Source organism: Poriferisphaera corsica, from assembly GCF_007747445.1.
GTDB classification, from domain to species: domain Bacteria; phylum Planctomycetota; class Phycisphaerae; order Phycisphaerales; family Phycisphaeraceae; genus Poriferisphaera; species Poriferisphaera corsica.
Map to the genome: position 1 here is coordinate 389,665 of NZ_CP036425.1, position 22,654 is coordinate 412,318.

Sequence of the window (22,654 nt, forward strand, 5' to 3'; positions counted from 1 at the left end):
ATGAAGATTTTGTATGTATCGACGGTTTATCCGCCAGACAATGGATGGGGTGGGATAGGAACTTATGCGTATCACATTGCACAGGGGATGCATCGTTTAGGGCATGATGTGTACGTGTTATGTGGCGTGGTGGACGAGCCATATCGGCAAACAATTGATGGTGTGACGGTTGCGAGAGAGTTGGTATCCGATCGATCGAATTTGGCTGAGATGCGTGAAGAAATCGCGGCAAAAGTTGAGAGTATGATCAGAGATGAGAAGATTGATTTGGTCGAATTTGGTGAGTATTCGGCAGATGGGATTGTTTTTCAGGAGAGGAATCCGGATTTTCCAACAGTTGTACGGTTGCATGCGAACTCGAAGATGTGCGCATTGGCAGGGGTTGGGCTGGTTCAGAAAACATACATGCATATGCGCGGTCGGATGAAGGGGTTACTTGAGATTGATCGTTTAGAGAGAAAGTCTGCAGAGAGTGCGGATTTAGTGACGTCGCCGAGCCATTGGTTGTCAGATTTTTGTGTTGGAGAGGGATGGAAGATTTCGCCACGGGTTATCGCAAATCCTATTCTTGTGCCGGATGATGGGTATGAGCCGAGTCTGAATGAAGAACTGAAAGTTGTGTCAGTAGCGAGGCTCTGCACGCTTAAGGGTGTGGATCAATATGCAGGGATCATTAATCGGGTTTGTGGTGTTGATGATCGCGTCACGTTTGACCTTGTTGGTCAGGATACGGGTTACGGGATCGGGCGAAAGAAGAGGTGGTCTGAGTGGTTGAAGAAGCGTATCAAGCGTGAGTATTTGGATCGCGTGAATATCAGAGGTGGTGTGCCACATCATGAGATAGAGGGGTTGTTGCGTGGATGTGATATTGCATACTTCAACTCTGTATTTGAGAATTTTCCATACTCACATCTAGAAGCGATGGTGAACGGTTTATATACCGTTGTCGGGTCGAATGGTGGTGCGCAAGAACTGGGTGAGGATGGCTGTTCGGTTGTTAGAGTTGTGCGTGAACCGGGTGCGATCGCGGAAGGCATTTTGGGGGGATTGCGCGATCAAGAAAAATGTCTTGAGGTTGGTAGGGCGGGATGTGAATATGTGCGAGAGCATTATCATGCTCCCAATATTGCGAAAAGTATGATGGCGTTGTACGAGAGTATCGTTTAGATTCAGATACAGAAGAGACAAATCGTATGTTATGGATTACTTGTTGGTTTATATCGATCGTTTGCTTGGCAGGCTCTTTTGTGTTTTTCAAGCGTAGTGGTTTATCGATGAAAGAGTCACTGTTTTTCAGTGCGCCATTCTTTTCGAGCCCGTTGTTTGTTGCGATTGGTGGGCCGAACAGTTTTGTGTATTTGTTTGATTTATTCGTACCGTTTTTGATCGTATCGGCGGTGAAGCAGTATCGTAATGCGACGGTGGATACGAAGCGGATGTTCTGGGTGATTATGTTGTTGGCAGGGCTTATACCGTTACTATCGGTATTTGTATCGAATCCAACGCATAGCCGATTTATCCGTAATACGTTGATTAATACATGGCGAGTTGGTGGTGGGATGTGTTTATTCCTGTTGGCGGCGACATGCCGATTCAAGGTTAAAGGAACGCTGCAGCGGTCGTTCTCAGTTGCGTTATTGCCGATGGCGGTGTTTACGATCTTCATTTTTATTGCGGCGTTTTTGCAATACAAGCGTTATATCAATGCGAATCTGCTATATGGATTATTTGCGGGGACATTTGGAAGCAATGAAGAGACGACGCATGCGTTGTCGGTGGCGGGATTGTTCCGTGGGTCGATGGGGATCATGGGGGCGCTGGCGATTTGTACGATTTTCTGCATAAAGGATGCGAAGCCGTTTGAGAATGCGATCGCAGTTGCGGGGGCGTTAGCCGGAATTGGGTTGATTTTATTGTCGGGCTCGAAAACTTCATTGGTGATTGCTGTTGGTATTGCAGGTCTTAACATTTTCCGTTTGAAATCGATCGGTATTAAGCAGACATTCTATTTGGGTGTTGCTGGTTTTATTGGATTTTTTAGTTTACCGATGTTGTTGGTGATGCTGCCGCAGAAAGCGGTGGAGCGAACGCTTGCGGTGTTTTCGGGTGAAACGTTTTCGGCTGAGACGTTCTTAACGCGTATGCATCGATGGACTGCGGCGTTTGAGCGGTTCCAGGAATTTCCGGCGGTGTTTATGGGGATCAATCCGGTGAGTCCAGATATTGAGACGATCGGTTTTTATCATAATGACTGGATTGGTTTGCTCATGCACGGTGGTGTGTTCAATTTGGTTTTATACATTGTGATGATCTGGATGGGCTTGTTTTACATTTGGCGATGGCGTGGACGTCCGAATGTGATGCGATCGTTTGGCTTTTTTGTGATTGCGAATTTATTTGTTCAAGGATTCTCGGTTAGCGGGTTGTTGCCGGGGTATTTGTTTGTGTCAACGGTTGCGTTCCAATTGATGTACTTTGGTTTTGTATTCAATATGCAAAGTGAAGAGTCGTTGATAGCTGAGGATGCGAGTGTGAGTGTTGATGAAAAAGAAACAGAACGATTGCGAACAATCGGCGCTGCATATTGATTCGTATACACATGAGGCTGTGTGAGGTGATTAGAATCAGAAAGGCTGTACTATGAATCGATTGGGATTGATGCAAATCGCTTTGATGATTGCTTTGATGTTGGTTGTGTGTGATATGGTTAGGGGTGAAGACAGTGTAGAGGGGGATGGTCCTCGTGTGACGAAGGCCTCTACGTTTGTGATGTTTAATGGATTGATTTTAGAATCGGATCGGCCGGTGGATTTGTCGATGCTGGGGATGAAGCCGATTCAGATTATGTCGCCATCATCGTTGTGGGATACGAAGAATGGACAGGATTATTTTAATACGGACTTGAATCGTTATCGTGCTTATGCGAGATATTTGAAACGGCATGAGGGGATTGTCTGTTTGGATATTGAGCATTACCAAACGGATGCGCGTCAGATTGGGAAGAATGGTTTTACGAAGCAGAAGCTTGATCGCAACATCAAGATGTTCAAGACGATTGTTGATGTGATTCATCAGGCAGAGCCGGAGTTACGGATTGGGTATTACTTGTTGTTGCCGGTGCGGGATTATTGGTCGCCTGTTTATGGTCATGAGAAGGATATTGAGAAATGGCAGAAGGCGAATGACGCGTTGATGCCGTTGGCTGATTCGGTGGATGTTTTGTTTCCGTCGTTTTACACGTTCAACAATGATCCGGTAGGGTGGTTGAAGTATGCGAAGGCGAACATGGAGCAATCACGGCGATTCCATAAGCCTGTGTATGTGTTTTTGTACCCGAAGTATCACGAGAGTAATAAAGAGCTTGGCGGTACGTTGATTGATGGCGAATTTTGGGCGAAACAGTTGGAGTTTGTTTATGAGAATGCGGATGGTGTTGTGATATGGGGGCCGTTTAAGAAGCATGAGTGGGGGCCGGGTGTAGGGTGGTGGGATGCAACAGTTAAGTTTGTTGAGAAGATAAAAGAGGAGTAGAGGATAGATGGGATCACCAACAGTTACGATTTTAGTTACAACGAAGAACCGAAAAGATGAGTTGGGTGTGGCGCTCGATTCGTGTGTTAATCAGGCTGGGGTCAATGAAGTATTCGTACTGGATGACGGTTCGGATGATGGTACATATGAATATGTACAAGAGAACTATCCGTCGATTAGAATTGAGCGGCAAGAAGAATCGCTTGGTGTGATCCGGGCAAGAAACTACGGGGTGGAGCGTGCGAAGTCGGATGTGGTGATCACGATCGATGACGATTGTGTGTTTCAGAACAATGATGTGATTGGGAAGTTGGTTGAAGAGCTCTATGAGGATGATCGGGTGTGGGCGGTGACAATCCCGTCGATTGATGTGAAGATTAATCCTGATCGTGTGATACAGAAATCGCCAGGAGAGGATGCGATTTATTTGGGGTCGGCGTATCGTGGTGGATGCCATGCGGTGAAGCGGGAATTGTTTGTGGGGAATGGTTCGTATTATGGTGAAATGGTGCGGCAGGGTGAGGAGAGTGATATTTGTATGAGGATGATTGGGAAGGGATATTTTGTGAGGTTGGGTAATTCGGGGATGCTACATCATTATGAATCGCCGGTGAGGAATTATAAGGTGATTGCGCATTACAATGTGCGTAGCAATATGTTGGTGATGTGGCGTAACATTCCGATGCCGATTTATATGGTGCATGGCTTGGTGACGCTGCTGAATTTGTTAAAGTTTTGCGTGAAGAAGAAACAGTTTAAGTCGTTTTTTACAGGGCTTTTTTCGAGTCTGGGTGTGATTCTGTCTGGAAAAGCAGGGCGGCAGTCGATGACAATTCAGCATTATCATTTGTTTGAAGCGATCAAACGTGGGAAGGTGAAGACGCTTGATGAGGCGGTGGCTTGGTTAGAGCATTAGGCTAATCAGTGGATAGGCAAGTTTTTGTCGGAGCAAAATGTGATATTTTGTTTGGCTATAGTGTGGCTGAGGTGAAGTCGTTGGCGGGGTTACCGCGGAGTGCGTTTTCAATAATCTGAACTTGTTTGTGCGGATTCCAGAGGCGATGGATGATAGCGGTGCAGTTGTCTTTGATTTGCGGTGAGTTGTCGGGGGTTTGTGTCCAATTTTTGATGGCGGCCTGGAGGGTTGGGATGTCGTTGTTTGTGAAGAATGAACCGTTTTTGTTGGGGATGATCGCTTCCCATTCGGGCATTTGGTGCGCGTAGTCGTCGTGGGTGATGACAGGTGTGCCGAAGTTGAGTGATTGCATGGCGGTGAGGCCGACTTCGCCGGGCATAACGGTGACTTTGGAGGCCATGATGAGTTTTGCGAGTTGTGTTTCATCGTAGCATGGGCCGAAGAGGTTAAGTGATAGGTTGGCGTTTTGTGCTTGTTTTTTCAGGTTATCTTTTTCGGGACCGTTGCCGATGAGGAGGATGTTGAGGTTGTGACCTTGCTTTTTGAGGTTGGCGGCGGCTTCGATGAGGAGGTGGAATTTTTTGAGTTTTGTGAGACGGGCGCAGGCGACGATGATGGGTGCGTTGCTGTTTGGGAAGAGTTGTTGGCGGGTTTGCTGGATGTCATCTTCGGTGATGGAATCGCGGATTTGGTTTTGCTTGTCGAAGTCGAGTGAGTTGTAGATAACGTGTAGTTTGTCGGGGTTGATGCCTTCGTTGATGGCGAGGCATTTGGACATGTGGCCGTAGAGGAGGTTGCCGTGGGGGAGACGAAAGAAGGCGTTGTAGAGAAGGGATTTGATGCCAGATTCTTTTCGATACCAGCCGTGGGTCCAGAAGTAGGTTTTTTTGCCGAGGCTTTTGGCGATGAGAACGGAGAGCCAAGTGCAGGGCCACCAAGGGTTGCCGTGGTAGATGATTTGGTGGACGTCTTTTTTGAAGGGAAGTGTGATGAGCTTGGGTTGGAGGAGGATGCGGTGTTTGAAGAAGAGGTAGCAGGGGAGGTTGACGAAGTTTGGCTGCTTGCAAATTTCTGAGGATTCGATGAGATCACCTTTTGAGACGTAGGGATCGAACTTGTTGGCGGCGTAGAAGAAATTGAAATGCTTGCTTTTATTGAGCTCGTTGAAGACGGGTGTGCGATAGTGCGGGAAGAAGTTGTATGCGATGTAGACGTTTTGTTTACGATTCATGACAAGCTCAAAAGGTGTGTGATGGGTGATGGGCATGCGGGATGAGTTTGGTAGGGAAATTATAACATCTGATGTGGTGGAGGGATGTGGTATTAGAAGGAAGTGATTTGAGTTGGTGGGGGTGTATGGGTTGTGGGAACTGGTCAAAGAAAAACGGCTCGCGTAGGGCGGGCCGTTTAGGGGGGTATGTTTGGTTTTGCTTGTTGGGGTTTAGTGTTTTGCGGGTCGGCGGCGGATGGTGAGGAGGGTTGCAGGGAGGAGGAGGAAGGTGAGGGATGCGGGCTCTGGGACGGCGGTGAAAGCGTGGGTGGAGACGGTGTCCCAGATGATGTCGTTGAGCTGAGCGGCGAGCTCGGGTGTGAGGGTTTGGAGTTTTTGGGGTGAGTCGTTGGTGAAATATGTGGGGATTGCGTCAAGGTTGGGAGGGGGCTGTTTGAGTATTGTGGCGAGTGTGGTCATGGATGCGATATAGCTGCCGATGTCGCCGAGATGTTTATCGTCTTTGTAGATGTCATCGATGCGGGTGATGGGGTTTGATGTGGATTGGCTGAGGATGGTGATGTTGTTGTTGAGGATCTCGTTGTTGATGTTGTTGAGTACTTCGCCGATGGGGATGACGTTGACGGTGAGAGAGGGGTTTTGTTCGCGGAGTGTGGTTGCGAGATTATCGAAATATTCACGCGAGAGGATTGTGTTTTGCGATGGATTGGTGGATGCGGGGCGGAGCCAATCGGTTGCGAAGTCTGTGGTTTTTTGGGGCCAAGCTGCGTAGATGAGGAAGGTTGTGTTTGCGTTTGCAGGGTTGGTGTGGGTGAGGTCACGGAAATGATTGAATGCGTTGATGTCGGTCTGGAAGGTTGAGCCCCAGTCGCTGTAGGGTTGGAAGGTGACGTAATCCCATTGATGGTTCGGGAGAGCTTCCGTGTAGAAGCCGAAATCTGGGTTGGCGGGTACGCAGGTGATGTCGGGTTCTTTTTGGATGTATTCGAGTGAGGAGCCGCAGCGGATGTGGTAGCCGGTATCCCATTGAAGGCCGAGCTGTGTAGCAGTTTGTGCGAATGAGATGTCGGGGTTGCTATTCCAAGTGAGTGAGTTACCGATGTGGTAGGAAGTGATGTTGGCGGTGATGGGTGTGGATGTGAAGGCGCATACGAGTGAAAAGCATGTCGCTAATAACGCGATGTGGCGGTGGCGGATAGATGTCATTCTCTTCTCCCGGATCCATTTGGATACGTATGGGTACATCAGTGTCAGAAAACTGTATTTATGATAATAGAAATAGGCTTTAAAACAACGTTTTGAATTACTTTTGAGGGATGTGCCTATTGGTGTATTGGGTATTAAGTTTTAGTTAATCTGGGCAACCTTCGGGGGTATTGATTGATAGAAATTGCGGATATTGGAGGGTTGTTTTTTGTGTGTGATGTGGGATATGTTGTGAGCTGAATAGGATCGGGATCAAGCAGGTGGGGGGATGGTTCGATAATTGTTAAGAGGTGGTGGGGTGCTGTTGCGCATGGATTTAGAACGTCTTGCGAAATGACTTGTTTCGTTGACCAGTAGATCGTTATGTAAAAAAACGCTTCTCGCATGAACCTGCTCCCGATTGTTTCGCAGGACATGTGGCACGTCATGATGCAACTTGCTCTTGGGGGAGGGAGAAAATGCGTGCAAGTGGGGGGCGGAGCGTTAGAATGAGGGGAATCAGGGTAAGTACATGTTTTAGCAGAGGATTATGGCGAAAAAAATATTTCAGCAGCTGGATCAATGCGAAGGGTTTCCGTACACGCGGAAAGAGTATTTGATGCGCGCGCTGTGGGGTGTGGTGTATTGGATTGGGTTTCGGTGGAGCCCGGTGAGGTGTTATGGCTATCGGCGGTTTTTGCTGCGATTGTTTGGTTGTGAGATTACGGGGAGAGCGGGTGTGAGGCGGAGTGTTAGGATTACGCATCCGTGGAAACTGAAGGTTGGGGACTGGTCGATGATTGGCGATGGGGTAACGGTTTACAATCTGGGCGAGGTGCGGATCGGTGAGCATACGGTGGTGTCGCAGCATGTGCATTTGTGTGCGGGGACACATAATTATCGTGAACGGAATTTACCGCTGATGCGATCGGAGATTGTGATTGGTGATGGGGTTTGGTTGTGTGCTGATGCGTTTGTTGGGCCGGGGGTTGAGGTGGGTGACAATGCGGTGGTAGGGGCGCGGGCTGTTGTGGTGAAGGATGTTGGTGATGGGGATGTGGTGGGTGGAAATCCGGCGAAGGTTGTTGGTAGGCGGTGTGAAGAAGAGGGGGGGCGATAGTTGGAAGAGCGGCTGCATGTATTGCATATATTGAAGCGTGATGAGTTGGGAGGCTTGTCGCGGTATGTGCGTGATTTGTCGCGAGGGTTGATTGAACGGGGTGTGCGTGTGACGATTGCGTGTCGGGCAGATGATGGGATTGATTCGTTTCAGGGGTTGGATGTCGAGGTGCTTGATTTGCCGATTGATGAGGGGTTGGGTGGTGTGCTGAAATCTGGGATGTGGCTGAGGAAATGGGTGAAGAAGAATCATGTGAATGTGCTTCATGTTCATCATCGTTCTGCTGCGATGGTTGCGTTGCCCTTGCGGAAGTTGTGTGGTGTGAAGTCGTTGTATACGCTACATCTGACTCACTTGCCACGATTTCGTGAGGTGAATGCGTTTGTTGCGATGGGTGATTATTATCATGTTCCGTCGAAGATGGCGTTTGATTGGTTAGTGGAGCAGGGGGTTGATGAGCGAAAGATACAGCTGATTGTGCATGGTATTGATATGGATCGATATCGATTGCCTAGTGCAGAGGAGCGGAAGACGGCGCGGAAACGATTTGGTTTTGATGATGATGTTGTTGTGGGTGGTTACGTGGGGCGATTTGAAGATCCGAAGAATGAGGATTGGTTGCTTGATGTGGCTATGCAGATGAAGAATGAGAAGGCTGGGTTTTTGTTTGCTGGCGGGGGGGCGGGGAAGGATGCGTTTGAAAGAAAGTTGAAAGATTTGGGGCTAGGGAATCGGGCGGTGAGTTTGGCGAATGTCGATCCGCTTGAGGTGTATTGGGCGATGGATTGTTTTTTGCTGCCGTCAGGGATTGAAGGATTTTCTTTGGCGACCGGTGAGGCGATGGCGTGTGGGTTGCCGGTGTGTCGAACGAGGACGGCGGGGTGTGAAGAGTTGGTGTTGGATGGGGAAACAGGCGTGAGTGTGCGGATTGATCGAGAGGCCTTTGTGAATGAAGCTGTAGGTTTGATGAGGATGAAGAGGGAGGCATTGCTGAAGATGGGGGGGCAAGCATCTTCGTATATACGTTCGCGATTTACGGAGGATGAACAAGTGGCGGATACAATGGCGTATTATGAGAAGATCGCAGGGGTGGCAGACCGGAAAGCGGGGTTAGATTCATGAAAATATCGGTGCTGATACGTACGTTGGATGAAGAAAGAAATTTGCCTTCATTGTTTGAGAACATTGAATGGTGCAAAGATGTTGTGGTTGTGGACTCGGGGAGTACAGATCGATCTATTGAGATTTCTGAGGCGGCCGGCGCACGTGTGTATCACAAATCTTGGGAAGGTGATGAAGGCGCGCATTTTACGTGGATATTTAATAATGTTCAGTTTGAGAATGAATGGGTGTTGTTGTTAGATGGTGATGAGCGAGTGACGCCTGAATTGTATTTGGAGTTGTGCGCGATCGCGGGGCAGGAGGACGATCAAGGTGTTGTGGCGTATTATTGTGGCCGCAAGAATTTGCTGATGGGCAAGTGGTTGAAATATTCGATGCCGCCGACACCAGTGATGCGTTTTTTTAAGAAAGATCGGATCAGGTTTGAGCGTACGATAAATACGACACCGGTGGTTGATGGGAAGCATGGGTACCTAAAGAACCTACTGGTACATCATAATTTCAGCAAAGGGATATCAGAGTGGGTGGATCGTCATAATCGTTATTCAACACATGAGGCGATTGAGACGCTAAAGGATCGGAACACGAATTCGGTTCACTGGATTAAACTTTTTTCATTTGATCGAGCTACGCGTGGGCATGAGGTTAAGAAGTTATCGTATCGATTGCCATTTCGGGCTTCGTGTAAATTCTTTTATATGTACGTTATACGTGGCGGGCTTTTGGACGGGCGTGCAGGGTTTATATACTGTATTTTGCAGTATTTATATGAGTGGTTGATTGTATTGAAAATCGCATCGTTGAAATATAAGGCGAATGATTTTTATGGTGTAGAGATCGAACCTATTGTCGTGAATGGAAAAGCTAACGGGGCTTCTATTGATCGTCAGAATCATAGTGTTGATGAATTTGTATGGAGGCATGAGATGGAGAATCGCATGCGAAGCCCTTGGACGTTTAAAGAGAAGGTTTTGCGCGTCGTATGGGGTTCGGTAGAATCTACCTTGTTTAGGTATTCATTTCACAATATGTATCGCTGGCGTAATTTTTTGTTACGTCTATTCGGCGCTAAGATTGGCAAGAATTGTTCGATCCGTCGTACTGTGAATGTTTATATACCATGGCATCTAGAGATGGGGGATTGGTGTACGATTGGTGATGATGTAATTTTATATCCGTTGGGTCAGATTACGATCAAAGATCGTGTGATGATTAGCCAGATGGCGCATTTGTGTGCAGGGACACATGATTTTACGCGCATGGATATGCCGTTGTTGAGGCCGCCGATTGAAGTGGGGTCAGATACATGGATATGTTCGGATGTTTTTGTTGGGCCTAATGTGAAGATCGGTGATGGTTGCGTGATTGGTGCGCGATCGAGCGTGTTTCATGATTTGCCGGCTTGGCAGATTTGTGTTGGGAATCCTGCTAGGGCAATGAAAGATCGGGAGTATGACGGCAAGCGTTAGCGGCAAGCGTGATGAATGGGTGGGGAATGAATTGGATATAGACATGAAAAAACCTCTGTTCGGCTTATGCCTAGCAGAGGTTTTTAAAAGCGGGTGATGAGATTTGAACTCACGACATTCACGTTGGCAACGTGACGCTCTACCACTGAGCTACACCCGCATTGGTGTCTCATTTAGAGAGAGGTAGTTTATCGCAAATTTTGAGTGATGCAAGTTGGTGAATCAGAGAAACAGGCTGTGAAGAATGTGTGGAAGACTAAAGTGCTAGGGGTGTTGATATCAGGATTTATTTGCTCTAAATGCAATAAATATATGCGCTTATGATTTGTTTTTGATTTTATGGGTGAGTATAAATTGGCTTTACTGGGTGGAATGGGATGAAATTGATTGGGGATAATTGACGGCCAGAATTTGAGTCGGTATGTTGAGTTGAACTTATTGGTTAGCAATTTTTTTGTTTAGATAAAGTTGCTTGAAAAGAGAAGTGAGGTGAATCCTTCCCCGCTGTTAGGCAGTGGGTTAATGGGATGAATCCTTCGCGGACGCGCCGCCGTGATGAGCTGGTGAGATGACTGAGGTTGTCAGCCACTGAGTCAAACGCGATAGTCACTGATTGATCTGCAATGGATCGATTGGGAAGGCAAGCGATTGATGAAGTAGAAGCTCTAAGCCGGAAGACCTGCCAATGGGTGCCTATTGTGGATCCTCGCGAATCGGGATCGGAAGGCGCAAGAGTACAGTACTGATCAATAATCGGCTGTACGTCATCCCTGCATGGCTTGTCCTTTCTAGATTTGTGCAAATGCACTCCCCGCGATGATCAAGATTATTTTATTGGGCAGGGCTGTTCTGCGCGTTGTTCGGAACAGAATTGATTTACATACAGGATGTTCATGATGAAGAGTCGTATATCGCTTTTGGCTATCGTATGCGCTAATGCGGGTTTTATTGGTTTGATTGATTGTACTAATGCAGCACCGATTACTGCAGATCGTGTTGTGAACCATGAAACTGGAGAACAATTTTCGGGATGGAGTGTGCCTTGGGATCCGTATTACACAAACCCCGAAGTTGTTTTGGGTGAGATGGATCGAACTACGAGTTTTTGGGGTCGTGAATACTTAGTTACAGAAGGAAATCCGTTATTTAAGACCTCGCAAATAACATTTCTAGGACCTAACGCAGAGATAGTTCTTGAGATGAGTGAGGATGTTGTAAGTGACCCGGTTGGGCCAGAACTTGGTGTTTATACTGCGAACGGTATGAATGACAGTGCACAAAATGCGGTTGTGAGTGTTAGTGCAAACGGTACAGATTGGTTTGTGGTTACAGATGTTGTAGGGAATCCTGGTGTGAAATTAGATGCAGGTTTCAATGCTTTTAAACAGAAGCCCGGTGGAAAGGAATTGGATAATTTTGGCAATGGAAGGGCGGCAGATTATAACGAGATTGTCTTTGATGATCCTGAGGAGGGAGAGGGAAATTGGTATGACATTAGTGGTACAGGGCTTGAGTATATTCGATATGTGAAGATTGAAGTGCCTTCGTTTAATTCAGTGCAATCACCCGTTCGTCTTGCAGGTGTCTATGCGGTTCCAGAGCCGATGAGCTTGTTGTTAATCGGGGTGGGTGGATTAATGATTGCAATGCGACGGCGTCAATATAAATAAACATCCCCTTTTCCCGCCTGTTGTTTGCGAGAGTAAACAACAGGCTTTGGTAGGCAATCTGTAACAGTTTTTAAAGGATAAGATGATGAGAGATGGTAAAACAATTCAATTATTTGTTAGTGCTTTACTAGTCACGTTGTGGACAACTCAAGCGTATGCGGGTATTGGTAGTTTCGATGATATTAGTTTTTGGGTTGGTGAGGGTGCTAATGAAGCAGCTTTAGTGATTGAGTGGGGAGACGATAAGGGAAAAGGAATGGTCTGGGGATATCGATGGGACGGTGAGCAAACAGGGGAGGACATGGTGGAAGCGATAGCTGCTGCGGACCCATCTTTGTACTACATGAGTAAGCGTGGAACGCAGTATGGATCGAATCTAGCTGGATTTGGCTACGATATTGATCAAGATGGAGAATTGGGTGTTATTGGTCGAGTTGGTTTGGATTTTGCGGGTCTCGTGAGTAAGCCGGACGAAAGTGGTTTTATTGATGTTGTTGATGCGTATACAGATTCGGATATGTGGGAGGCATTAGATGCAGACGATCATCATGCATCAGGTTGGTACACAGGCTATTGGTCGTACTGGACTTCGTATGAGACGAATCCATTTGATGGAGGTGAATGGAATTATTCACCATTAGGGATGAGTTCCTTGGAGTTGGAGAATGGTGGCTGGCAGGGTTGGAGCTACAGTAATTTCTCAGAGGTCGGTTCGGGGCAAGCTCCTTCAGATGTGATTTCGGCTCCTGTGTTAGCGGTTCCTGAGCCTGCTTCGATTTCACTGTTAGGTTTGGGTTGCGTACTTGTTTTATGCCGGCGCAATAAATAGAACATTCCTTTTTCCCGTCCGTTGTCTGTGAAAACAGATGACGGGCTTTATTTAGCAATAGCAAGTTAGATCGGATTATTGTATGTACGTAAGCGAAAGAAAACGAAAAACCAGTGGGTTCACGTTGATTGAGTTGCTTGTAACTATCAGTATTATTTCGATTTTGATCGGTATTTTATTGCCTGCACTGTCTGCTGCACGTATTGCGGCCAGAGCGTCACTGTGCTTGTCCAATATTAGACAGCTTTCGATTGCAACATTGAATTACACGAGTGCCAATGATGATTACATGCCACATTATCTACATCGCGAAACAATGGATACAACCAAATATTGGTTTGGTGAAGAGAATCAACGATACGTTGGGCCCGGATCTACTATGCGAAAGTTAGACCTTGCAGATGCTATTCTGGCAAGCTTTCTATCTGGTGCGATGGATGAAAGGATAGTGTGTCCAGATTTTCCGTACGATGCCGATGGTTATTTTGAGAAGTTTGATAAACAGGCCGCTAGTTATGGCATGAATGCATATGTTACAGGTGTTCAGTACACGCCGATAAGTTTGTGTAAGAAATTCAATTTGCCGATCACGCCATATTTTAGAATTACACAGTTTTTTCGTACGAGTGAAATTGTGATGTTTGCTGATGGGGTTCATTTAGATGGTTTAGGTGACAAGCAGTTCAATGATGCGATATATCTAAAGGTGGAGAATCAATTCGGTGGGTTTGCACACTTTCGGCATCATGGGAAAACGAATGTGTCTTATCTTGATGGGCATGCGAGGGCAGAGGGGTTTGAGACGATTGAGCGGATGTATGAGGATATTGGCGGGGATGGTGCGGGGAATCTGACACATGGTGATTATGGAATGGATACGCCATATGGCAGTTTGGAATGATTGTTGATTTAGGTGTGAAATGGGGTGGCTTAGCTAGAGTGAGGTGTGTTGGGAGTCACAGTTGGGTGGAATTTGGGTTGTGATGGAGATACCGAATTGCATTGGGGAGCAGATCGGGTTACGTTGTATGGACTATCAGGTAAAGCAGCAAAGAATATTGATTTGCTTTATGAAAATAGGGAAGTGAGGTGATTTGACCGTTACGGATTATGAAATTCGTGATGTGTTGAAGAATCCTCCGCGGACGCGCCGCCGTGATGAGCTGGCCAGATGAGATCTGGCTGATCATAAATCGCGTTAGTCACTGACTGATCTGCAACGGATTAGTTGGGAAGGCAAGCGATTATATGAAAGCTCTAAGCCGGAAGACCTGCCTGAGAGTGCTATGAGTTGTCCTCGCGTATTGGGACACCGCACGGAAATCTGCTATTACCTCCTTGCATCAGATTTATGTTCGGTTATTTGCCTATACGAGGACTGAAGTTTTTTTACTTCGGAGGTCGTTCCGCGCGTAACGGGACAGGGAGAGTTTAGATGCATAAGGCAGTTTTTCGTTTTTTAGGTCGTTCCGCTTTGGTTGCAACCATGATGATGGCAGGCCACGCCAATGTACAAGCAGGTTTGGCTGAGGGTTTAGAACTCACTTCGACGGGTTTCGGTGCTATTGGTCAATTCTCAGTAGGTGATGGCAAGATTCATGGTTGGGGAGCCTATAAAGATGAGAGTGGTCAAAATCACAAATCCTATCTGGCATATGATTTAACGACTGGTGAAAAAACCATTTTTGGTGCTCCACCTAACGGTGTTAATTCGAATGGTTTTGGCGATCCGTTTGGTGTTTACGATTCGGTTAATAATCGTTTTCATTTCGCTGCTTATTCGGATGGATCACGTAGTGATGTTTATACATATGATGTCAGCTCGAGTGCATGGGTTACGCCGGGTAAAAATGGCGTTCAGATGATCAATGCTTATGGAGCTGATGTTAGTAACGGCCAGTTGTATGTATCTGGATTGGCCGAGCCATGGAATGGTGGTACGGGGCAAGATAATTACATTTTTGCATTTGATCACAATGCGGGTGTTACTGATGTGGCGCGTCACGATACGCTTATCAAAACAGCGGGTAATTCAGCCTATGTAGCTGTCGCGTCGAATGGTGATGTTTACTATGCAACTTATGATTTCAGTAATAGTAAGTTGTATAAGTGGACCGCTGATCAGGTTGCTTCGGTTACCAATGATCTTTACGCGGGTGAAGCAGATACTTATTTAGATGTTGAAGATGGTGAGATGCTGCTTTCGCTCCCAGGTGGTGGTAATGGTATTGCAGTTGATGATGCGGGGCATGTATTTTTCACGGCGAACTCATTCACTTCAGGCAGTGTTCTTGGCATGCTCGATGCTTCTGATCCTAAGGGGTATCGTGAGATCTATACAAAGACACCTGACGAAGGTTTTGCTTGGTTTGGCCCAATGGCTATTGAGGGCGATTTCCTCGCAGGTGATCCACTGATTGCTTCAAGTGTCGCGACTGGTGGTTTCTCGATGATTACTATGGTTCCAGAACCTACAAGCTTAGCGCTGCTTGGCTTGGGTGGTGTGATGTTGTTGTGTCGCCGCAAATAAAATCCCCTTTTTTATCTGCTGTTTGTTACCACGGACAGTAGATTTTTAGCGTTTTTACAGGAGAAAAACGATGAAAATGCAAACGGCTTACTTGTTGGCTGCGGGGCTTTCGATGATCACCGCTTCATCTGTATATGCAGGCCCTTATTCGCCAGGCAAGGGTGGTGCAGGCGAAGCAGGTTATATTGATGCGGGTATTCCGGGATTTGTGGGTGATGCTGGCGATGGTGTTCAGGCGACTGATAGTAATGGTAATTTCGTCAACCCAATTTTTAAGAGTTGGGCGACGGGTGTGCAACTATATAAGCCTTCGGATGAAGTGGGTACTTATGGCATGAATGGAATCGGAAGTCAGTTTGCTGATCCTTCACTTGCGACAGGTGCAGTTACCGGGAAGAACATGCATACGGTGTCGCTTGGTGACATGGATGCTGATGAGATTGCAAATCATCTAACGAATCCAACTGCAAATCCTGCAGGCACGCTTGTGTTGACCTTCGACAAGGCAATTACAAATGGTGAGGGCGCGGACTTTGCTGCTTTCGAGAATGGTTTTGTATCAAACTATAACGCTAGTGGTGGAGCAACGGCAGGTTTAATGTTTGCCGAGCTGGGTTTTGTCGAGGTTTCAACGAATGGTATTGATTTTGCACAGTTCCCAAGCACATATCTGAACTATGAAAATGGTGACGGTTTGCCAAGCAACTATGCGTACCTTTCGCAGGACGTGAGCAATGTACACAATTTAGTTGGCAAGCATTCGAACGCGTATGGCGAGAGTTGGGGGACGCCGTTTGATTTGAGTGATCTTGAAAATCATGAACTTGTGTTGTCGGGTGTGGTTGATCTTGATGAGATTAATTATGTCAAAATTGTAGATATCGCTGGCAACGGCACTTTTCAGGATAGCGAAGGACGTGCTATTTATGACGCTTGGGTTACGTGGGGATCTGGCGGTTTGGATTTTGAAGCGTTGGGTGTCATTAACCAGGTGCCGGAACCCGGGGCCGCAACGATGTTGTTGGCATTGGGTTTGTTGGGATGTTTTTCAAACAGATCAAAGCGTGCATAAATAAGTAAAACTTCTTCGTGCAGCTTGAGAAGAGTTGGTACAAGCAAATTCATAAAAATGAGAGGGAAAATTGATGAAGATCGCAATTGTTACAGCAACGATAATGATAACAACCGGAACGGTGGCGAATGCCAATACCGTTGTTGATTTTGATGGTTTGGCGTTGGCTAATAATGAGAGTTATTACAACGGTAGTGACGAAGCGGGCAGCTTTCAATCTGGCCCTGTAACGTTCTTTAATAATTACAACAGCGCATACGGTTCATGGGATGGCTTCGCGTACTCCAATATGAGTGATACGACGACTGCTGATTTTAGCAATCAGTACAGTGCGATTACGGGTCATGGGGCAGGTGCTGGTGATGATATTTATGCGGTTGCATATTACTCAACATATGCGTCAATGAAGCCAACTTTTAGCTTAGATGAAGCGACTACCGTATCGGGTCTGCAGATTACTAATGCAACATATACGGCGTTATCGATGAAGAACGGTGATTCTTTTGCTAAAAAATTTGGTGGGGCTACAGGTAATGACGCAGATTGGTTGAAGGTTACTTTTACAGGCATTCTTTCAGGGCAATCTGTCGGTGACATCGATTTTTATCTAGCGGATTACCGCTTTGATAATCAATTGGATGATTATATCGTCGATAGTTGGGAGTGGGTTGACCTTTCTGCATTGGGTTTGGTAGACAAAATCGAAATCACGATGACATCTTCAGATGTTGGATCATTTGGTATCAATACGCCAACGTACTTTGCAATTGATAACGTTACGCTCGTGCCAGAGCCCGCGGGTGGGGTATTGCTTGGCATTTCTGGTCTGGCATTATTACGACGTCGTGAATAATAGAACATCCCCTTTTCCCGCTCGTTATCGATGGAAATCGTTAACGAGCTTTTGCCGAAACCTTGAGATAGTAGTTAATGCGAAAAGAAGCTCAACAAATAGGGTTTACTTTGATTGAATTGCTGGTGGTTATCAGCATCATCGCTCTGCTTATTGGCATTTTGTTACCTGCATTAAGTTCAGCTAGGCGTACAGCGCTGACGATTGTTTGTAGTTCGAATATCAGACAGCTGGCGATTGCAAATACGAGTTACTCAGTCGACAACAAAGATTTCTATGTCCGTGCAGCCAATGTTGAGGATCCTTTTGTCTGGACAAACAAGGAGCGTTGGCATGGTAAACGCGATACCAATAATACCAGTGAGCCATTTGACTATAAACGCGGCGACTTAACGCCGTATTATGGCGAGACCGCTGAGGTGAAGGAATGCCCGCAGTTTATTAAAGAAGAGAACTATCAACCGGGCTTTGAGAATAGTTGTGGTGGTTACGGCTACAACCAGCAATATATCGGCGGGCGTAATGATCTGCACGGAATTGGCACGTTTGCTGCTAGCCAGAGTGCTCGTTCGGCTGATGTTAGAAACCCAGCGCAAACCGTTATGTTTACTGATGCTGGATACGTGATTGACGATAACAAGGATCTGTTTTCGGAATATTCATTCTGTGAACCACCGTTTTGGCAACTAAATCCTGGTCCGCCTAGCACGATGCGCCCAAATCCGACAATAAATTTTAGGCATAGTGGTACGACAAATGTTGCATGGGTAGATGGGCATGTTGATCGGCAACAGATTGAATTTAGCGTTAGCTATCAAACACATAGTGTTGTTACTGGTGACGAAGCTTTGGAGCTGGGATTTGGCTGGTTTGGCCCTCAATCGAATGAACTGTTTGACTTGAACTAATCGACAGTTAGGTGATTCTGAATTAACTGTTATGAATATCGATCGTTGTCTATGTTATAAACGTTTGTTTGCAGACTTGTCTGAAAAGATGAACAGGCGAGGGCTGTCGCTTGAGCAAGTCATGCAGGAAACAAGTGTTGGGTCAGGTTGTGGGTTATGCGTGCCGTATTTATACGAGATGCGTCGAACGGGGCAGGTGGCATTTGATCGGATTATTTCGGAGGATGAAGTTGTACAATGTACTTCATCATGCGATGGTTGTGATAAGTGAATTGAGTGTTTGATTTAAATCCTAAAAAGAAAACACCCGCATAAAATGCAGGTGTTTTCCGTAGGAGGAGAAAGATCAAATTTAAGCCCGACGGCGTTGCCGTGTCGTAAGCAAAGGTACGAGAGTAGCAGCAAGTAATGCGATGCTGCCCGGCTCCGGGATAATGTTGTAGATCTGATCTCTGTAAACTGAAAGATCAGACCAAGCCGTCAGGTTGTTGTGGACAGCAGTATTATTCGGCTGCCCTTCTTCACCTAGTATAAAGTGAGCGAGCCCAGCTAGCACCCATTCATCGTCATTATTTTTGACAAAAATGGACGAGCCAGAATCTTTGTTCGCTGCCTGTCCTGAGGGTTCAAGCACGCTGAACTGTGTGAAAAACAAATGTTGCAAATTCAACGGTACATCAGAGAGAGTCGGCGAATTGGTAACCTCAGTAGGTGACCACTTCTTTGCACGTTCTGTGGTGCTAACGTTGAATCCGTTTTCAATCACGCTACCAAATGCTAAATCTGGTGTTGCGCTATTCTGCGTATAGCCTGTGCCAATAAAGATACCGTCGGTACCTGAAGTCGGCGTCGTGTCTGCAATTTCTAATACCGGTAACGAGGCAATCGGATCAGTGACTGGGATATTCAGTTTGAATATATACAGATCCGTTAGCGTGCCATCAGGGTTAAGTAACTGCTGGCCGGTACCACCAAGAGCGTTGTACTGTGAACCGCCAAGCATGATTGAGCCTTTTCCGCCCACATGATTTGCAGTTAATGCCCAGCCATTGCCTAGATACACGCCAGTCGCATTATCAGAACTCATGGTTCCCATACGACCAACATGAGCCCATCCCGGATCGTCAGCCGGTGCGGTTTCATTTAACGGTGCACTATCTCCAAATCCCCCTGAAATAATCACTGCAGATGCAGTGTAAGGTGCTGCCGCTACAAACGTAAGAACAGCTGCTAGGGATAGTTTTTTTACAAAATATTGAGTCATCGCCTCTCCTTCTACTCCTCGTGTCGAGCGTGAAATGCTGCTATCTCGACAGATCTGCACGCTTAATATACCAGATTAATCGACTCGATCCGAGTACTATTTCAAAAATATAATACGGATCAGTGTTAGCGTGTTTTATCGGGTCATGTCTGTGTTTGTAGTTCGTTAATTGCACGTGAGGAATCATCAAAAAACACTAACAGCAGTGTATTGCCTCTGATAAACTGTTGTCTCGAAAATATTCGCAGGCTACCTCGAATTGATCTATGTAGGCATTGAATATTTCATTCACATCACAAACGGGACAAGGTTGATTTAATGTCATTGCATATTTTTCCAACTGTAAAAGATTTACTCTTAGGTGGAGATTACAACCCTGATCAATGGCTTCATCGCACTGACATTCTTGATCAGGATATTGATGTCATGCAATCGCTTGGTGTGAATGCCGTCTCATTGGGTATTTTTGCATGGTCTACACTTGAGCCTGAGGAAGGCCGATTCGAATTCGATTGGCTTGATGAGAGAATTGATAAACTAGGTAAAGCAGGTGTCCACGTTTTTCTCGCGACGCCGACTGCTGCTCGTCCGATGTGGCTTGCATGTAAGTATCCGGAAGTTTGCCTCACACTTAAAGACAACTCGCGTGAGTATCCCAAGAACCGCCATAATTTTTGTTGGACTAGCCTAGTCTATCGTGAAAAAACCGCTCGCATTATTGATCAAATCGCTCATCGTTATGCCAACTGCGAAACCGTTATTGGTTGGCACATCAACAATGAATACGGCGGCTACACCGATTGGGCTCGTTGCTACTGCGATCGCTGTATTGCATCTTTCCAAAGTTGGCTCAAGCAGCGTTATAACAATGATCTCGAAGAATTGAATCAAGCGTGGTGGACACATTTCTGGTCACACACTTACCAGAATTGGGATCAGATTCGGCCGGGTGATCATTCAATCGAAGCACTTGGTCTTAATTGGTATCGCTATAACGCAGACATCATGTGCAATTTCCTTAAACATGAAATCGCCTCGATTCGTACTCACTGCAGCAAGCCTGTGACGACCAATATGCATGGCCACTTACAACTCGCTGACTACGTTAAGCTCGCACCTGAACTCGATTTTCTTTCATACGATTCCTATCCCCGGACCTATGGCAAACCTGATGAGGAACTTCATAACTTGTATCAGGAATCCTTATTCTTGAATGCTATTCGTTCCCTTAAGAAAGATCGACCGTGGTACCTCATCGAAAGTTGCCCCAGTGTCCCACAATACTTCCATCCACAACGACTCAAGCGACCCGGCACACACGAAATGCACAGTCTTCGGGCGATCGCTCACGGCTCCGATAGCGTCATGTACTTTCAATTCCGTGCCGGTCGCGGCAGTATCGAAAAGCATCACGGCGCCATCCTCATTCAAGACGGCCCAACCGATACACGCGTCACACGTGAAGTAAGATCTCTTCGTCAAAGATTATCTAATCTAAATAAAATTTTAGGTTCGACATGTAAAACTAAAGTCGCCATCATTTTTGATACAGAATCTATCTGGGGGTTAGAAAACAATCATGGCGGCCCTACTGCAGATCAATACAACGAAATCATTCTCAAGCACTACCGGGCCCTGTTAGAACTCGGTCTTGATGTCGATGTCATTGATCAAACCGCCGATTTCACGGACTATCAATTCATCACCGCTCCAGTCGCATACATGCTCCAGCCCAATTTTGTCGAACGCATCAAATCATTCGTCAAGCATGGTGGCCACTTCACCACAACCTATTGGTCGGGTATCACCAACGATGATCTACTTTGCTCACCCGGTGGCAGGCTCGGTGACCTGCGTGATCTACTCGGGATCTCGTCGGAAGAAGTGGATTGCTTGCGTGAGGATGAACGGGTCAAGCTCGAAGATAGCGGTGACTGGCTCGGTGACCATTCAGAGTCGTTGTCGGGGCAGCAATATTGCGAACTCATTCATCTAAACGCTGCCGAGCAACTCGCCATCTATGCTTCCGAGTTTTATGCGGGCCGTCCCTCACTCACGCGAAACCAACTCGGCCAAGGCGCCGCCTACTATCAAGCGATCGGCCTTCCCCGCGATCTGCTCCGAAATTGGTACCGCAGCCTTCTTCAGCGTGCTGGCCTAGTTGAGTTCATCACCAACATGCCACACGGCGTCATGATGACTCAGCGTCACAAACAAAACAAAACATACCTTTTCGTCATCAATATGCTCGGTTCCACGACTCAATGCGATCTCCCCCGAGATAATTGGACTTCATTTGCTGACAATTCTCCCGCTCAATCGACATGCCTCAGGCCCTATGATGTGCAAATCTTTGTTAAATCCCAGTAAAACCGTGCGATTTGCAACCGAAAATATCGGGAATATATTGTTTCGTTCAAGCATTAGTCAAAGTAGTAACAGGCAATAAACCCAATCGCGATTAATGGCTGAGTGGTTGATGTGATCCTCTATCATGCCTAAAATCGTTGTTGACCTCTGCAAGACGCACCGGTCTAACACAACTACCAGGAGATCTATCATGGCAAGCGATGCTGTGCTCGAACTGACAGACGATAATTTTGAACAGGAAGTGGTTAGCAGCGACCTCCCTGTATTAGTTGATTTCTGGGCTGAATGGTGCATGCCTTGCCGTATGCTCGCTCCTGTCATTGACGAATTGGCTGGCGAATTTGCAGGCAAAGTCAAAGTTGGCAAAGTGAATACCGACGATAGCCGCGAAGTTTCCGTCAAGTACGGCATCTCTGCGATCCCAACCATCATCCTCTTCAATAAGGGTGAAGTTGTCCGTAAATTCGTCGGCGTCACACCAAAATCCGATTTTGCTGAAGAACTCAGCAAATATTAATCGGATCCTACAGTGATATATCACCGGTGCATCTTCTTGGATGTGCCGGTTTTTTTATACCTGTAAC

At 46.5% G+C, this 22,654-nt stretch carries 20 protein-coding genes, 1 tRNA gene, 1 pseudogene and 2 riboswitches; of the genes and pseudogenes, 18 read left to right on the forward strand and 4 right to left on the reverse strand.

Annotated elements, in window-relative coordinates; all coding sequences use genetic code 11:
- The 4 genes from KS4_RS01530 (at position 1) to KS4_RS01545 (ending at position 4,447) form a co-directional block, all read left to right on the forward strand.
- Positions 1–1,167, forward strand: coding sequence for a glycosyltransferase family 4 protein (locus KS4_RS01530; protein WP_234698897.1), 1,167 nt, complete (start codon positions 1–3; stop codon positions 1,165–1,167).
- A 107-nt stretch (positions 1,168–1,274) separates the two neighbouring features.
- The gene (locus KS4_RS01535) at positions 1,275–2,588 is read left to right on the forward strand and encodes an O-antigen ligase family protein (RefSeq protein WP_145073608.1); all 1,314 of its coding nucleotides are present in this window, start codon (positions 1,275–1,277) and stop codon (positions 2,586–2,588) included.
- Positions 2,589–2,640: 52 nt separating this feature from the next.
- Positions 2,641–3,531 carry a hypothetical protein gene (locus tag KS4_RS01540; protein WP_145073611.1) on the forward strand — a complete coding sequence of 297 codons (891 nt, stop codon included), beginning with the start codon at positions 2,641–2,643 and terminating at the stop codon, positions 3,529–3,531.
- A gap of 7 nt (positions 3,532–3,538) precedes the next feature.
- A complete protein-coding gene (locus KS4_RS01545; RefSeq protein WP_145073615.1) occupies positions 3,539–4,447 on the forward strand; it encodes a glycosyltransferase family 2 protein in 909 nt (302 codons plus the stop codon).
- Positions 4,448–4,502: 55 nt separating this feature from the next.
- Here the strand turns inward: KS4_RS01545 and KS4_RS01550 are convergent, their stop codons facing one another.
- Together KS4_RS01550 and KS4_RS01555 are read right to left on the reverse strand one after the other, a co-directional pair.
- Positions 4,503–5,678 (reverse strand): glycosyltransferase, encoded by a 1,176-nt coding sequence (locus KS4_RS01550; protein WP_200761458.1) that lies wholly within the window; start codon positions 5,676–5,678, stop codon positions 4,503–4,505.
- Between the two features lie 210 nt (positions 5,679–5,888).
- Complete coding sequence (locus KS4_RS01555; RefSeq protein ID WP_145073620.1) at positions 5,889–6,884, reverse strand: hypothetical protein; 996 nt, start codon at positions 6,882–6,884, stop codon at positions 5,889–5,891.
- A gap of 529 nt (positions 6,885–7,413) precedes the next feature.
- Between KS4_RS01555 and KS4_RS01560 the strand changes: the two genes are divergently transcribed.
- The 3 genes from KS4_RS01560 to KS4_RS18060 are packed head-to-tail and all read left to right on the forward strand — an operon-like array spanning position 7,414 to position 10,574.
- A complete protein-coding gene (locus tag KS4_RS01560; RefSeq protein WP_145073623.1) occupies positions 7,414–7,983 on the forward strand; it encodes an LbetaH domain-containing protein in 570 nt (189 codons plus the stop codon).
- Positions 7,984–9,105: a glycosyltransferase family 4 protein gene (locus KS4_RS01565; RefSeq protein WP_145073626.1), complete on the forward strand. Its 1,122-nt coding sequence runs from the start codon at positions 7,984–7,986 to the stop codon at positions 9,103–9,105.
- Positions 9,102–10,574, forward strand: coding sequence for a WcaF family extracellular polysaccharide biosynthesis acetyltransferase (locus KS4_RS18060; RefSeq protein ID WP_145073629.1), 1,473 nt, complete (start codon positions 9,102–9,104; stop codon positions 10,572–10,574). The genes KS4_RS01565 and KS4_RS18060 overlap by 4 nt, the downstream gene beginning before the upstream one ends.
- 88 nt (positions 10,575–10,662) lie before the next feature.
- Here the strand turns inward: KS4_RS18060 and KS4_RS01575 are convergent.
- Positions 10,663–10,734, reverse strand: a tRNA-Gly gene (locus tag KS4_RS01575).
- A gap of 262 nt (positions 10,735–10,996) precedes the next feature.
- Positions 10,997–11,275: riboswitch (cobalamin riboswitch) on the forward strand.
- Between the two features lie 195 nt (positions 11,276–11,470).
- Here KS4_RS01575 and KS4_RS01580 point away from each other — a divergent pair.
- From KS4_RS01580 to KS4_RS01615, 9 genes and pseudogenes are all read left to right on the forward strand, one after another.
- A complete protein-coding gene (locus KS4_RS01580; RefSeq protein WP_200761459.1) occupies positions 11,471–12,244 on the forward strand; it encodes a PEP-CTERM sorting domain-containing protein in 774 nt (257 codons plus the stop codon).
- Positions 12,245–12,329: 85 nt separating this feature from the next.
- Positions 12,330–13,073 carry a PEP-CTERM sorting domain-containing protein gene (locus KS4_RS01585; RefSeq protein WP_145073635.1) on the forward strand — a complete coding sequence of 248 codons (744 nt, stop codon included), beginning with the start codon at positions 12,330–12,332 and terminating at the stop codon, positions 13,071–13,073.
- Positions 13,074–13,155: 82 nt separating this feature from the next.
- Positions 13,156–13,248, forward strand: a pseudogene (locus tag KS4_RS18085) (type II secretion system protein); the annotation flags it as partial.
- Between the two features lie 114 nt (positions 13,249–13,362).
- Complete coding sequence (locus KS4_RS01590) at positions 13,363–13,974, forward strand: hypothetical protein (RefSeq protein WP_234698900.1); 612 nt, start codon at positions 13,363–13,365, stop codon at positions 13,972–13,974.
- Positions 13,975–14,094: 120 nt separating this feature from the next.
- Positions 14,095–14,366: riboswitch (cobalamin riboswitch) on the forward strand.
- Between the two features lie 142 nt (positions 14,367–14,508).
- Entirely contained in the window at positions 14,509–15,603 is a 1,095-nt protein-coding gene (locus KS4_RS01595) for a PEP-CTERM sorting domain-containing protein (RefSeq protein ID WP_145073641.1), read from the forward strand.
- 70 nt (positions 15,604–15,673) lie between these two features.
- Entirely contained in the window at positions 15,674–16,675 is a 1,002-nt protein-coding gene (locus KS4_RS01600) for a PEP-CTERM sorting domain-containing protein (RefSeq protein WP_145073644.1), read from the forward strand.
- Positions 16,676–16,748: 73 nt separating this feature from the next.
- Positions 16,749–17,528: a DUF4465 domain-containing protein gene (locus tag KS4_RS01605; RefSeq protein ID WP_145073647.1), complete on the forward strand. Its 780-nt coding sequence runs from the start codon at positions 16,749–16,751 to the stop codon at positions 17,526–17,528.
- 77 nt (positions 17,529–17,605) lie between these two features.
- Positions 17,606–18,436, forward strand: coding sequence for a prepilin-type N-terminal cleavage/methylation domain-containing protein (locus tag KS4_RS01610; protein ID WP_145081331.1), 831 nt, complete (start codon positions 17,606–17,608; stop codon positions 18,434–18,436).
- Positions 18,437–18,467: 31 nt separating this feature from the next.
- Positions 18,468–18,707 carry a (2Fe-2S)-binding protein gene (locus KS4_RS01615; protein WP_145073650.1) on the forward strand — a complete coding sequence of 80 codons (240 nt, stop codon included), beginning with the start codon at positions 18,468–18,470 and terminating at the stop codon, positions 18,705–18,707.
- Positions 18,708–18,788: 81 nt separating this feature from the next.
- On the opposite strand, the gene KS4_RS01620 is transcribed toward KS4_RS01615, so the two are convergent.
- Positions 18,789–19,700, reverse strand: a complete 912-nt coding sequence (locus tag KS4_RS01620; protein WP_145073655.1) for a trypsin-like serine protease — start codon at positions 19,698–19,700, stop codon at positions 18,789–18,791.
- A 318-nt stretch (positions 19,701–20,018) separates the two neighbouring features.
- On the opposite strand from KS4_RS01620, the gene KS4_RS01625 reads away from it, so the two are divergent.
- Together KS4_RS01625 and trxA are read left to right on the forward strand one after the other, a co-directional pair.
- Positions 20,019–22,070 (forward strand): beta-galactosidase, encoded by a 2,052-nt coding sequence (locus KS4_RS01625; protein WP_145073666.1) that lies wholly within the window; start codon positions 20,019–20,021, stop codon positions 22,068–22,070.
- 190 nt (positions 22,071–22,260) lie between these two features.
- Positions 22,261–22,587 (forward strand): thioredoxin, encoded by a 327-nt coding sequence (trxA, locus tag KS4_RS01630; protein WP_145073669.1) that lies wholly within the window; start codon positions 22,261–22,263, stop codon positions 22,585–22,587.
- Positions 22,588–22,654 lie beyond the last annotated feature (67 nt).

Coding starts and splice junctions, on each gene's coding strand:
- KS4_RS18060 (WP_145073629.1), top strand. CDS start 9,102: ATGAAAATATCGGTGCTGATACGTACGTTGGATGAAGAAAGAAATTTG.
- KS4_RS01535 (WP_145073608.1), top strand. CDS start 1,275: ATGAAAGAGTCACTGTTTTTCAGTGCGCCATTCTTTTCGAGCCCGTTG.
- KS4_RS01595 (WP_145073641.1), top strand. CDS start 14,509: ATGCATAAGGCAGTTTTTCGTTTTTTAGGTCGTTCCGCTTTGGTTGCA.
- KS4_RS01605 (WP_145073647.1), top strand. CDS start 16,749: ATGAAGATCGCAATTGTTACAGCAACGATAATGATAACAACCGGAACG.
- KS4_RS01555 (WP_145073620.1), bottom strand. CDS start 6,884: ATGACATCTATCCGCCACCGCCACATCGCGTTATTAGCGACATGCTTT.
- trxA (WP_145073669.1), top strand. CDS start 22,261: ATGGCAAGCGATGCTGTGCTCGAACTGACAGACGATAATTTTGAACAG.
- KS4_RS01560 (WP_145073623.1), top strand. CDS start 7,414: ATGGCGAAAAAAATATTTCAGCAGCTGGATCAATGCGAAGGGTTTCCG.
- KS4_RS01530 (WP_234698897.1), top strand. CDS start 1: ATGAAGATTTTGTATGTATCGACGGTTTATCCGCCAGACAATGGATGG.
- KS4_RS01545 (WP_145073615.1), top strand. CDS start 3,539: ATGGGATCACCAACAGTTACGATTTTAGTTACAACGAAGAACCGAAAA.
- KS4_RS01585 (WP_145073635.1), top strand. CDS start 12,330: ATGAGAGATGGTAAAACAATTCAATTATTTGTTAGTGCTTTACTAGTC.
- KS4_RS01610 (WP_145081331.1), top strand. CDS start 17,606: ATGCGAAAAGAAGCTCAACAAATAGGGTTTACTTTGATTGAATTGCTG.
- KS4_RS01625 (WP_145073666.1), top strand. CDS start 20,019: ATGTCATTGCATATTTTTCCAACTGTAAAAGATTTACTCTTAGGTGGA.
- KS4_RS01620 (WP_145073655.1), bottom strand. CDS start 19,700: ATGACTCAATATTTTGTAAAAAAACTATCCCTAGCAGCTGTTCTTACG.
- KS4_RS01540 (WP_145073611.1), top strand. CDS start 2,641: ATGAATCGATTGGGATTGATGCAAATCGCTTTGATGATTGCTTTGATG.
- KS4_RS01615 (WP_145073650.1), top strand. CDS start 18,468: ATGAATATCGATCGTTGTCTATGTTATAAACGTTTGTTTGCAGACTTG.
- KS4_RS01580 (WP_200761459.1), top strand. CDS start 11,471: ATGAAGAGTCGTATATCGCTTTTGGCTATCGTATGCGCTAATGCGGGT.
- KS4_RS01590 (WP_234698900.1), top strand. CDS start 13,363: ATGCCACATTATCTACATCGCGAAACAATGGATACAACCAAATATTGG.
- KS4_RS01600 (WP_145073644.1), top strand. CDS start 15,674: ATGAAAATGCAAACGGCTTACTTGTTGGCTGCGGGGCTTTCGATGATC.
- KS4_RS01550 (WP_200761458.1), bottom strand. CDS start 5,678: ATGAATCGTAAACAAAACGTCTACATCGCATACAACTTCTTCCCGCAC.